Origin of the sequence: Paenibacillus anaericanus (assembly GCF_003994475.1) — a bacterium.
Taxonomy (GTDB): Bacteria; Bacillota; Bacilli; order Paenibacillales; family Paenibacillaceae; genus Fontibacillus; species Fontibacillus anaericanus.
On sequence record NZ_RZNY01000012.1, the window covers coordinates 31,187 to 44,382 of the forward strand.

The following is a 13,196-nucleotide window of genomic DNA, read 5'->3' on the forward strand; positions in this document are numbered from 1 at the left end:
CATCAAAAAACGTTGATGAAAGCGTATTAATACGATTAGGAGGACGTCTCACGAATGAATACACTCTCTTATGGTCTTCTTTCTTTGTTAAGCTTTGCTCCCCTGTCGGGCTACGATTTGGCACAAAAAATCAAACCACTATGGCAAGCTGGGCATAGTCAAATCTACCCCCTTTTAGTGAGCATGGAGCAGCAAGGCTACATATCCTACAAGCTTATCAAACAAGTTGATAAACCAGATAAAAAAGAATATACAATTACTGAAGCAGGACTTATGCAATTACGACAGTGGGTAGAAACTCCTGCTGAGCATCCTGTTCTACGAGATGAGATGCATTTCAAACTGTACAGCCTATGGCTCTCTGAACCTGAGAAGGCTAAGGAAATGCTGCGCAAGCGCGAAGAATTTTGTATGAGTGAGCTTAATCGATATAAGGACATGCTCAAAGGCAATGAAGTTCTTCGCGAGAAGCGAGGCGAATCTCATGAGCCGAAGGCCACGACGTTCGGACGTTATTTGCTCATTCGCAAAAGAATCATGGACATGGAGTCTGCCCTGCAATTTTGTAAGCTTGCACTCGAGGAGCTTGAGTCATGAGTTAGTGGAACTTGGTATTGTGCCGACATCTCCTCCAAATGTCCCCTTCTCACCTTCATAACGGATATGAGTTTTTCCACCATCAAGCTTCCGACAAGAAAAAGCCCCAGTGGGGCTTTTTTAGTATAATTTAAAGAACACTTTCAAACCAATTCCAGAATACGAAGCTGATCTGATTGCTTTAATCTTCAATCGCTGCCTTACGTGTGTTGATTTGGCGAATCGTATCAGGATTGAATTTCGGTTTTCTATCATAGGTATACAATCCATTTACTTCCTGCTCCACATCATATAGCTGGGTATAACAAAATCCAAACATCATTGGGTGATCCAGTAGCACATTCGTTAATCCTTCATAACGCTTAATAAACGCTTCTTCTGATGTCGGTCTGTCTCCATAACCCCAAGATTGCTCATCCTTCTGCTCTGGATTCCACCAGATGCCGCCGTATTCGCTAATGAAATATGGTTGCCCTTCATATTTTTGTCTATCAGAGAACGTAACGAAGACCTCTCCGCCGCTTTTCATAGGTTCATATCTTTCTTTGAACGTCTCCGGATTTTGATCATAGTCATGAATATCAAAAATGTCAGTTACGACATGGAAGTTACCGCTAGTGTCGATAACGGGACGGGTAGGGTCCATCCGTTTCGTTACCTCGTAAGTAATGCGCAGCACATCGTTATTTTGTTTGGCGCCGTCCCGATCCCATGTCTCGTTAAAAGGACACCAGCCTATGAGGCCCGGGTGATTGAAATCTCGTTCCATCCCTTCTATCCATTCCGGCAAAAATTGAGACAAACCTTCTGCTGTACAAATGTCTAATCCCCAGTTGGCATGCTCTCCCCAAACCAGGTAGCCTAGCTTATCCGCCCAGTATAAATAACGGGGTTCAAACATTTTTTCATGTAGTCTAGCACCGTTAAAACCAAGACCCATCGAAATTTCTATATCTTTTCGAAGATCCTCATCGCTTGGAGCGGTATAGATACCCTCAGGATAAAAACCTTGATCTAGCACAAGGCGCTGGAATACGGATTTCCCATTGATCCGGAATGCCATTCCATCGAGTCTTACGGTACGCAGCCCAAAGTAAGAGCTGACGGAATCACTTACCTGACCTTGCTTATACAATGTTAGCTGGAGGTCGTACAGTCTAGCATTCCCAACCTCCCACAAATGAACTTCGGATAGCGGTAGCTTTATTTTTATAGATGAACCGGACACCACCACACTGACTTCTCCGACAGTTTTCCCTTCATAAGAGGCGGATGCGGAAATTGTAGCTGCTGCTGCTGCTGCATTGCCTCCAATTAGTAGCTCCATGTGCACACATGCATTATCCGGGTCCGCTACTAATTTCATGTTGGATAGGAATGACTCAGGTACATGTTCTAGCCAAACCGTCTGCCAAATTCCTGTCGTTCGTGTGTAATCGCAGCCCTGTGAACGGAATCTTCCACTTTGTTTACCACGCGCCTGCCGCCCTGATCGAATATCATCTTCAGCATATACAGTAATGATATTCTCACCTGGTGATATAGCAGCAGTAATATCAAAGCTAAAAGAGGAATATCCTCCACGATGTGTTCCTACGGCTACTCCGTTAACCCATACCTCAGTTTCATAATCAACTGCACCAAAATGAAGTATAATCCTTCCACCAGTCCAATTGTCCGGCAAGGAGAATTCTCGTTTGTACCATACTGCTGCCATAAAATCTTTATTTTCTATACCCGACAGCTTGCTTTCCGGACAGAAAGGAACTGTTATCGCCCCTGACAAATCGTGTCCGGGTTCAGAGAAACCGCGTTCCTTCCCGCTTTTGCCATGATCGATTTCAAATCCCCATTGGCCGTTTAAGTTGATCCAGTCAGGCCGCACCCATTGCGGGCGTGGATACTCAGGTCGAGGAACATTAAGACTTTCAAAATTCATTACAGAAGTCGTCATTAAGTGAGCACAACCTTTCAAAATGAGAAGTTGAGCCCATTTTAGCACCAGTATATGATTTTCGCAATGTTTATTATAGTTTTACAATACACGAACTTCATTGTACAATAATCTCAATCCATCTTTACGAAAAGGAAAACAATTTATGAGCGAAATAATACAAGAAACGCTTCGTTACCCGGCATCGCGTATCTTGGACGTAGCTAAGGCGCTATCCGGAGACGTTCGTGTTCGTATACTTGAGGCGCTCGGTGACAGGCCCATGAGTGTTAGTCAGTTGGCTGAGACCCTTGGCGTGGCTCAACCTACAATTTCTATCAACGTACAAACGCTGGAGCAGGTAGATCTGATCGTTTCTACACAGGGTGCTAATCGCGAGAAAATCTGCTCGGTCACATGCCGATCTATTCAACTCGATCTTCCATCGAAGCCAGGAGAAGGCCTGCATCCAACAGAAGAAATATATATGCCAATCGGAATGTACTCCCACTGTTCTGTACAACCATCCTGCGGTATGGCAGGAAAAGACGGGAGTTTGATCGGCTCTCAGGATGATCCACGTGTATTCTATATGCCTGATAGAATTGATGCATCGCTTTTATGGTTCGCAGAATCGGGTTATGTCGAATACTATTTTGCCAATCCTCTACCACCGGGCGTCATACTGGATGAGATTCGTATTTCGGCAGAAGTATGCTCAGAAGCACCTGCATTCCGCGAGGATTGGGCAACGGATATTACCCTGACCATCAATGACCTGCTTGTCGGCACTTATACTTGCCCTTCCGATTTCGGTGACCGTAAAGGCAAGCTAACACCCGAACGATGGAAGAGTGGAACAGAATACGGTATGCTGACCGAATGGAGTATTTCTGGAAAAGGCAGTCGGATTAACGGTGTTCCCTCTTCTCCAACAACCGTCGACATGCTCAATCTGGCCTTTAACAAACCGATTAGCCTCCGTTTCGAAGTCCGGGAGGATGCCGTTAACAAACGCGGTCTCAATCTTTTCGGTAGCAACTTCGGCGACCATCCTCAGGATATTGTACTATCGTTCATACGTCGTTCCGAACATATATAATCATAAACCCACTTCGAAATATCTTCTGTGGGGTCAGGCTCACTCCACAAGGAAAGTGACTAATCTTCAAAAAAAGTGGCAGGTCAAGGATATCCACCTTGATCTACCACTCCTATTCCAAATCAATCACTTCAAAACTCCCCATTTATGTGCTAACTCTATCCTCGCCGCTATCCTTACCTCGTAGGAACAGCTTTATGAATTCATTTACAATAAGGGGAATCAACCCTAACCCAATCACCCATCCCCAATCGACGAAGGAGAGAAATTGTACCTTAAACGCTGAGGCCAGGAACGGGATGGAAATGACTCCGAACTGCAAAACTAACCCAATGATTATAGCCCCAACTAGATACTTATTTGTAAAAAATCCAACTTGAAAAATAAACTTCGTTGCGCTTCTCATCGATAACGAATAGAACAGCTGTGAAGAAGCTAATACAACAAAGGCCATCGTCCTTGCATTCGTCATCGCTTCCTCAGAGATGTTGCTTGAACGTAGGCTGTACCCGAATTCATGCAATCCCAAATAAAAGGCAACTAATGTTATGGTCCCGATCAAGATACCCCCAATGATAGCTCGCAGCCCCGCCCCTTTGGCAAAGAAGCTTTCCTTCGGATCTCTGGGCTTTCTTCTCATTACATCTTTATCACCAGGATCTAGACCAAGCGCTATTGCGGGTAACGTATCCGTCACTAAGTTGACCCACAAGATCTGAGTTGGCAAGAGTGGTACGGGCCAGAAGAACAAGATCGAAAGGAGTATAGCTACAACTTCCCCAAGGTTACACGATAGTAGGAATATAACCGTCTTGCGAATATTCAAGTAAATATTCCTACCTTCTCTAATGGCGTGTACGATGGTCGTAAAGTTGTCATCGGTTAAGATCATGTCACTAGCGCCCTTGGATACATCTGTCCCGGTAATCCCCATAGCTACACCAATATCTGCAAATTTTAAAGAAGGAGCGTCGTTCACCCCATCCCCCGTCATCGATACGATGTTACCTTTCGCTTTAAAAGCTCTAATAATCTTTACCTTATGCTCTGGAGAAACACGAGCAAATACTCTATAGTTATTAATCTTCTGTGAGAACTCTTCTTCTGACAGCTGATCAATTTCCGCCCCCGTCATACTTTGATCAATTGAATCCGCAATACCGAGCTCCTTCGCAATCGCAACCGCTGTGTTCTTATGATCACCAGTAATCATCACCGGCGTAATCCCGGCCATTTTCGCTTCTCTTATCGAATCTTTTACCTCAAGTCTTGGTGGGTCAATCATACCGACGAATCCAAGTATCGTAAGGTCCTGCTCCATCTCATCTGGATCAATCATACGATCGGTATCCTTATAAGCAGCACCTAGAACTCTTAGTGCCTCATCCGACATCTCTTCGGCTGCCTTAAGATATTGGAGCTTCAGCTCTTCGGTTAACGGTACAACCTCACCATCGACGACAGCAGAAGTGGAGATCTGTAATAGTTGATCGATCGCCCCCTTCGTATGTACGCGAAATCCAGATCTCGTCTGATTTAATGTAGACATCAGCTTACGATCGGAATCAAATGGTTTCTCGGACACCCTTTTGTATTCTGAGTCTAAGGAACGTTTAATTAAATTGTTCTCATTACCAAATACAATTAAAGCTACTTCTGTAGGGTCCCCAGTAGCCTTTCCTTGTTCGAAGGTTGCATCTGAACATAAAACAAGTGATTTTATTAGCTCAACAGGAGGTTCATCCTTGTTTTGACTTGATGATATATAATGCTTCACGACAGACATTTTATTTTGGGTTAGTGTACCTGTTTTGTCCGAACAAATGATATTAACAGAGCCTAATGTTTCGACCGCCGGCAGCTTCTTTACAATAGCATTAATCTTTGACATTCTAGTCACGCCAAGTGCTAATACGATGGCTACAATCGCTGGAAGTCCTTCCGGAATAGCGGCAACTGCTAAACTGATCGCAGTGAGGAACATTTCAAATAGATCCCGCTTTTGAAACAGTGCAATGACAAACACAAGTACACAGATTCCTATCGCGATATACCCTAGGACCTTCCCGAGTTCCTCTAATTTTTTCTGTAATGGGGTCAATTCCTTATTATCATCATCAAGGATCTTAGCGATCTTCCCCATTTCGGTATTCATAGCTGTAGCTACCGCAATTCCTTCACCTCGGCCATAAGTTACAAGCGTGGACATAAATGCCATGTTTGACTTATCTCCAATAGGAGTTTTGGGATCTGTATGAATGTCATCAGCCACTTTGTCTGTTGGTACAGATTCTCCGGTTAATGCGGATTCCTCAATTTGCAGATTTGCGCTCTCTAATAATCGTAAATCAGCGGAAATAAATCTTCCCGCATCTAATATGACGATATCACCAGGCACGACGTCCTCGGACCCTATTTCTTTCACTTCTCCGTCACGTCTGACAAGTGCCTTTGGAGTCGTCATTTGCTGTAAAGCTTCAATCGACTTCTCCGCTTTATTCTCCTGGATCACACCAATAACCGCATTTAAAATAACGACAGCAAGGATAATGAGCGCATCGATAAATTCCCCAATAATCAGGGTTACGACCGCAGCACCTAGAAGGACATAAATGAGCATATCTTTCAACTGCGCAAAGAATAACAAGATCATACTTTTCTTGGGTTTTCCCTCAAGCTTATTCGGACCATATTGCTCCAGCCTTGATTTGGCTTCCTCCGTAGTCAGCCCCGTTGCTGCATTTACTTTAAGCTCTTGGAGAACTTGTTCTTGTGACTTAGAGAACCACATCCAAAACACCTCTTAGATTTAATTTTGGAATTAAATTTGCTAAACCCCATTTCAGCTATTACCCTTATTCTGCTCACTACTCACGATTTTCTTGCATATTTATCATTTCCATTTCAAAGTCTATATACAAAAAAAACCACCTTGGTGCACCAAGTTATGCGGTGTCTAGGTGGTGGAATCTTATATATATTTATATGTATACGATAAAATATCCATTACCAGTTATTTACTGCATGCTCGATAAAGGCAACCATATCCTTCACTTCAATGATTCTACCGTCATCTAAAACCGCTTGCCCCGTAAAAGTACCAAACAATTGATGACACTTATTATCGACAAACAATAGCTTCGTTGCCGTAATCTGATCGTAGATCGGCGTGAATTCCATCTGAAATCTCCCATTGTCACTGGTAACTTGTTTCTTCGACATATACCCTCCAGCAGACAGATCAAAGATCACAGACCCAAGCTTATGAGCGGTTCCATCGTAAAAGAGCATATTCTCCGTAGCTGCCGAGGTATTTCCGAACCCATGCCCAATATTGAAGCCGAATCTTTTGCCATCCACGTAACAACTGCCATTGCCCCAATACCAATCATGCCGGAAAGGCCAGACTCCTCTTCCCCAATCGAGTAATCCAAAGGAACAATCCGGTTCGAATCTATACTCCTTATCTCCAATGAGTACTCTTCCAGTAGCCGGCATACAGTTGATTTTATGATTATAGTAGAACATAGAAGGGTGCTCATCAAAAGGTGTAGCGATCACTACCGACGTGGGATCTGGTTGAGATAACTTAATATCGATATCCATCCTGGGTGAGTTCTTTCCACTAGCCTTCCCAATCAACCTCCGTCCACCATCTGTGATCTGAAATTGGATGAACATATTCCTCTGGTTATACGTCAAATCCCCTTGCTCTGCTGAAGATGGCATCTGGAGCCGATTAAACGGCAAGGCAAGCATTTTTGTAATTTCATAATGCTGTCCTGTCGCAAATTCAAACAATTTTACCGAAATGCTACCTGCATAAGACACGTGTCCAATGGTCATTTGCATACAGTAGTCATCGTTCGAGACCTGATAGAAATCCCACTCTTTAATCCGCCATGGTGGAGCTTTAATACATTCGCGGTTATAGCTTAGTACTGCCCGTGTCGAATAACCATGCTGTAGTAGAGAGCCATTGTTGCCGAGTAAATTACCCGACACGTTAATCTCATTCTGTCCCATATCCGCTACACCTCCAGATTAGTCACTAACCTTCTTATATCCAAGATATAAAGTAAGATCCCTCTGGCTGCTTGTTTAGTTATATGACATCCAAACCGTATTTCCCACCGTCTCAAAATCCTGCTTATACCAAAAATTACGTGATTTTTCTAGCGCATATACATACATTTTTTTGTTAGGGTGCTTTTCTTTTAGCCAGTTCACAAAGAAGGCTCCATAACCGTTACCCTCATAATCTTTCAAAACATCTAACGCTTCAATAAAGATAATATCTGTTTTATTCTTTATATCTATATAGAAGTCCTTTTCCAGGTATTTCTCGTCACTACTGAAATAATCCTGTTCCGCCTTCTGAACTAACTGCTTGCCGCTGCTATATTCCCAAATGACACCATACCCGGCCATTTCCTGTTCAACTTCAATGATATGGATCTCTTTAGGTAACTCCGATAGATCCTTCTGGCTTAATTCCCAGGCATGATAACTCGTTTTTATTTCGCTAAAAATGGATTGTATTTCTTGATCAAATGGTTTTGTGATAATCGTAGGCATTTTCTATCTCCTTTTGCTGTTTATAGCTGTGTATAACACTAACTTATTCAATTCCTTCCGTCAATCTAGGGACCATAGCGGTGCATGATCTGTTGAAATAAGAAAAAGCACCTTATCTAGAACCGATACTTAGTTCTAGATAAGGTGCGTGAGTCGAGGATATGTTACTTCAATATTATATATCCACCCGATTGTTCAACACATGATAATCCTGCAGCATGACCTCTGGAGCGGAGCAACCGTGTAGCTCAAAAATAATCAGCTCATTCTTTCCCTTTCGCAGGAGAGGCCCAGGAATATACAACGTTTCTTGTGGGCCAATTTCCCAATAACGCCCTAGGTTGAAGCCATTGATATAGGCTACCCCTTTTGTCCATCCCTTCATATTTAAGAAAGTATCAGCCAGCTCATCCACCATAAACTCGCCTCTGTAGAAGCTCGGTTCATTAGGTAGAGTTTGAACACTCGGTTCGAATGAGAGGTTAGAGAAGTCATCTAATGGTAGCGAATGAATCGTCCAATGATATAAGAATTGTTGACCAAATCGAACACCTTCAGTAATTCCTTTCGGGTCCTTTATATGTGGGCCATAATTTACTCGTCCCATATTTTCCACCAAAATGCTCACAGTAACGCCTTCTGGAGGAACAGAAAAAGCAACCTCCTGATCCGGGTTCCAACGTTCGATCGTTCCCTTATACGTCCCATCAACAAAAATCATGGCACGGTCCCGTACCTCTTGAAGATTCAGTCTACTTTCCGGTCTAGGTCCCGTCAATCGCGTCGAATACAGGATAAATCCATTATTTTGTCCAAGCCGCTCCATCGGTTCAGGACATGTGCTTTGAATCGGTGAAGATAGACTGTCAAGAGAAGACAATAGCTTCACTTGTTCCGTCATATGTACGATACCAAAATTCCGTTTGGCAATCGGCTCAGGCAGTTCAAGTGGGCCAAGATCCACATATTTTGCGATTACTTTACGTACAGCATGAAATTTCTCCGTGATATCACCACATTCACTGACAAGAACATCATAATCATAACTTGTAATGGTCGGTGCATATTTATCCTGAAAATTAGCTCCATTATAGAAACCGAAATTCGTTCCTCCATGAAACATATAGAAATTGACCGACGCACCGACAGTCATCATCTCATCCAATACATTCGCCACATCATCTGCAGGTCTGGTGTGATGCTCCTCTCCCCAGTGATCAAACCAGCCATTCCAATATTCCATACACATCAGAGGTTGATCCGGTTGATATTCTGTAAGCTTCCTGAAGGCCTCAGTTGGTTGCGATCCAAAGTTAGCAGATGCCCACACTCCCGGTACCATCCCACCTTGAAGCATGAAGTCATCCGGACCATCCGAGGTAAACAACAATACATCTACGCCTCTCTTAATCAATCCGTCCTTCAAATATTGCAAATATACCTGATCATTGCCGTAGCTACCATACTCATTCTCGACTTGCATACAAATGATGGGTCCACCATTCGTCGACAACAGTGGTATCAGACGTGGAATTAACTCATCATAGTAGGCATCCACCTTTTCTAGATAAGGCAAATGATAGCAACGAAGATGCATTCTCGGATCGGCAAGCAACCAGGCTGGGAGACCGCCGAACTCCCATTCTGCACAGATAAAGGGACTCGGTCGAACAATAACATAAAGACCAAGCTCACCAGCAATCTGAATAAACTTCTCCAAATCCGCCATCCCTTCGAATACAAATTCCCCTTCGTATGGCTCATGAAAATTCCACGGTATATAAGTTTCAACTGTATTAAATCCACAAGCCTTCAATTTCATTAGACGATCAGCCCAATACTCCGGTACGACACGGAAATAGTGAATAGCTCCAGAGATAATCTGAATCGGACGGTTCTCTAGCATGAATTGCGACCCGTTAATTGTTAATTTGTTCATAAGTAAGTTCCTCCTAGCAAAAGTATCTCGTTGACTACCATTTCCTATTTCGAGTCAAGCTCCGTGCAATATACCGCAAAGAAGCGGATAAGCGGAAGTTCTATGCACTTCGTCAATTTGAGTCGCAATTGCTTTGTACGAATCGCTTCAAAACGATCTATTTTCTTATGTCCAATAGCAGTACCTTGTACAAGTTCAACCCAGACTCCATCCTTCATACTCTCTAACACATACTCTTGAATCCGTTCACCATCTGAGATTTGCTCCATCAAGATTGCATGATCGATAAGCGACTCTTCCGGCAACGTCAATATCAGCTCTGCGCCCTCACCGGATGATTGCGCGATTGGATGATCGAAACGATGACGGATTTCATCGCCAAACTCTATGACCCGCTCTACATCAATGTCAGGGAATAGTCCGCGATCGTCAGGCGAAATGTTCAGAAGTAACACTGTTCCATGGCCGACCGAACGGTAATAAATGTCCATCAAGTTATCAAGTGGTCGCAAGCTGTCTTCATCGTTTGGATGCCAAAACCAGTTGTTGCTACGAATTGGAACATCACATTCAGCTGGTACCCAGTCCGAAGTTTCTGGTAACCATGTCAGCATATCGCTCGTAAATATGCTTACGCGAGCTTCAGAAGAAGTGTTCCAGCATGGATATGGTGCTAATCCGTCTTCATTCCCTACCCAGCGAATCGTTGGCTGCCCCATATTGAACACCATCGCGTCAGGTTGATATCGCTTAATGAGTCCTATAATGTTGGGCCAATCGTATTCACGACCTTCTGAACCTGCGCCGTCAAACCATAACTCAACGAGTGGGCCGTACTGGGTTAGCAATTCAGTAAGTTGCTCCGTATAGAAAGCATCATACGCTTCCTTGTCAGCATAAGATGGCTCATGCCGATCCCATGGCGACAAATACAATCCAAGGGCAACGCCCTCCTCACGGCAAGCGTCGGCAACCTCACGCACTACATCGCCTTGCCCATTCTTCCAAGGACTCGATTTCACCGAATAATCGGTCGTTTTCGTTGGCCACAAGCAGAAACCATCATGATGTTTGGCCGTTAAGATAAAATATTTAAAACCAGCCCGCTTTGCCGTGCGTACCCATTGCCGTGCATCAAGCTGCGTCGGATTAAATTTCTCTGGCGAATCGGTGCCAGTACCCCACTCTTGATCACAAAATGTATTCATTCCAAAATGACAAAACATTCCGAGCTCCATGTCATGCCATCTCAATTGCTGTTCCGTTGGTTTTGCCAAAATTGATTTACTCATTTCATACACTCTCTTTCATTCTCTTGTATTGTAGCGAGCCACGCGTACATTAGCTGCGATAAACACCTTACGAGATCTAGCTGCCGGAGCAGCCTGAAAGCTTCCTAAACTGTTGAGGATTCGCATGATAGACTTTCTTGAACATTTTAGAGAAATAGGAGAAATTACTGTACCCGATCGTTTGCGCGATATCCGAAATCGGGATCGTTGAGTGGACTATTAGCTCTTTAGCAATCTGCATCCTCTCATTCAGTAAATAGTCCGTAATACTCATCCCTACCTCCTTTTTAAACAAACGGGAGAGATAAGCTGGATTAAGGTGAACGTACTCGGCAAGCATCTCACGGGTGATGTTCTCACTTAGATGATCGGCAATATAGGCACGAAGACGTGGAATAACAGACACTTCCTGATAAAGACAGCGATACACAATTTGGATTAACCAAGTTCCCCATACTTCCATCTGTTCCAACGTCCTTGGGGGTACGTTTACTTGTGGGGCGCTAGCATGATGGATCAACTGATGTGCAGAAAGACCTTTCTTCTGCAGTAAATAATGAATCATTTGCAGAAATCCCTGATAGTAGGCATGTAGAACATTTGCTCCAAAACGCCGGTCCAATGCAAGCTCCTTGAGGCTGCTCTTAAACTGCTGGACTAGTTCTTCTTCCTTACCATTCTCCAGCAGCAGTGCCCAAACTATAAAATCAGGCAAGCGAGGATCTGGGGCAGGCTCTGGACTCTGCTTGCGCAGCCAGTTAAGCTGATTGGACACGCTGAGATTATTGTATTCCATAGATAGAAGTGCTTTGTACATTCCTGTTAGTTCATGCAGCATAACGGGTTCGCCGATATAGCAAGATACCGTGCAGTTCAAATATTGACTACAGGCATCAATATATCCGTTGCATTTCCGATCGATACTGTCCAGAAGCAAGGTTTCCTCCTCAGGTGAAAGGTAAAAGATAGCCATAGTGACTCCTTGCTTGGTATGCACGACCTCTCCTCTATAAGTGGAAATCAGTAGTTCAGAGGATGATTGACGGATGGCGTACTCCATCACTTCTTCGTCTCTCGTGCTGAGTTCCCGCTGCCAATTCTCCACACTTACCATAACTGGGAGCAACCGATCCTCTGGCTGCAGGACAATACCATATTCAGCTGGTAGACTACAGACTTCGCTATGGAAGGCGACGATCCGTTCTGATAGCAGATCGTACCAAAACCGCTCACTAAGCAAGGGCTTTTTTTTGTTCCATAACTCGTAATACGGCTTATATTGTTCACTCTGAGCAAGCTCAGTGTTCTTCTTTTCCACCGTACGGATTGCCTTCTGAATGACTTCTTCCAGGGCTTCGTACTCTACAGGCTTCATCATGTAGTCAAAACTACTGAGCTGAACAGCTCGCTGCATGAACCGAAAATCATCGTGAGCCGTCAGAAAAATCGTTTCTGTATGAGGTGAAAACTCATTAACCCACTCTAGTAATTCGATACCCGTCCCTTTTGGCATCTCAATATCACTTATCATGACGTGTATCTCTTGCTCCTTAAAGATCTTGATCGCTTCCCTCATGTTATAAGCATCATAAACCGCAGAAACACCCAGTTCCGTCCAATTAATTGCATCTTTAATCCCCATGACAGAGTACATCTCATCATCAACAATTAAAATCTGCAATCCTTTCACCCTCCTGCACCTGCATAAATTGTATGACTTTCAGTTTGCACATTTTATAAATTTCACCTTTTAGT

The 13,196-nt window shown here is 43.7% G+C and carries 9 protein-coding genes; 2 read left to right on the forward strand and 7 right to left on the reverse strand.

The features are described 5' to 3' along the window. Positions 1 to 54 precede the first annotated feature (54 nt). Positions 55 to 597: a PadR family transcriptional regulator gene (locus EJP82_RS15090; protein WP_127192902.1), complete on the forward strand. Its 543-nt coding sequence runs from the start codon at positions 55 to 57 to the stop codon at positions 595 to 597. A gap of 181 nt (positions 598 to 778) precedes the next feature. Here EJP82_RS15090 and EJP82_RS15095 read toward each other — a convergent pair whose 3' ends face one another. Then, positions 779 to 2,551: a glycoside hydrolase family 2 protein gene (locus tag EJP82_RS15095; RefSeq protein WP_246054160.1), complete on the reverse strand. Its 1,773-nt coding sequence runs from the start codon at positions 2,549 to 2,551 to the stop codon at positions 779 to 781. A gap of 145 nt (positions 2,552 to 2,696) precedes the next feature. On the opposite strand from EJP82_RS15095, the gene EJP82_RS15100 reads away from it, so the two are divergent. After that, entirely contained in the window at positions 2,697 to 3,632 is a 936-nt protein-coding gene (locus tag EJP82_RS15100) for an ArsR/SmtB family transcription factor (protein WP_127192903.1), read from the forward strand. A 145-nt stretch (positions 3,633 to 3,777) separates the two neighbouring features. On the opposite strand, the gene EJP82_RS15105 is transcribed toward EJP82_RS15100, so the two are convergent. The 6 genes from EJP82_RS15105 to EJP82_RS15130 all read right to left on the reverse strand — a co-directional run bounded on the left by EJP82_RS15105 (position 3,778) and on the right by EJP82_RS15130 (position 13,122). Then, positions 3,778 to 6,423, reverse strand: coding sequence for a cation-translocating P-type ATPase (locus tag EJP82_RS15105; protein ID WP_127192904.1), 2,646 nt, complete (start codon positions 6,421 to 6,423; stop codon positions 3,778 to 3,780). Positions 6,424 to 6,638: 215 nt separating this feature from the next. Next, positions 6,639 to 7,658, reverse strand: coding sequence for a DUF2804 domain-containing protein (locus tag EJP82_RS15110; RefSeq protein WP_127192905.1), 1,020 nt, complete (start codon positions 7,656 to 7,658; stop codon positions 6,639 to 6,641). A gap of 75 nt (positions 7,659 to 7,733) precedes the next feature. After that, entirely contained in the window at positions 7,734 to 8,210 is a 477-nt protein-coding gene (locus tag EJP82_RS15115) for a GNAT family N-acetyltransferase (RefSeq protein WP_127192906.1), read from the reverse strand. Positions 8,211 to 8,385: 175 nt separating this feature from the next. Next, complete coding sequence (locus EJP82_RS15120; protein ID WP_127192907.1) at positions 8,386 to 10,149, reverse strand: glycoside hydrolase family 35 protein; 1,764 nt, start codon at positions 10,147 to 10,149, stop codon at positions 8,386 to 8,388. A 44-nt stretch (positions 10,150 to 10,193) separates the two neighbouring features. Then, positions 10,194 to 11,441 (reverse strand): alpha-L-fucosidase, encoded by a 1,248-nt coding sequence (locus EJP82_RS15125; RefSeq protein ID WP_127192908.1) that lies wholly within the window; start codon positions 11,439 to 11,441, stop codon positions 10,194 to 10,196. A 76-nt stretch (positions 11,442 to 11,517) separates the two neighbouring features. Continuing rightward, positions 11,518 to 13,122 carry a response regulator transcription factor gene (locus tag EJP82_RS15130; RefSeq protein ID WP_246054162.1) on the reverse strand — a complete coding sequence of 535 codons (1,605 nt, stop codon included), beginning with the start codon at positions 13,120 to 13,122 and terminating at the stop codon, positions 11,518 to 11,520. Between the last annotated feature and the right edge of the window lie 74 nt (positions 13,123 to 13,196).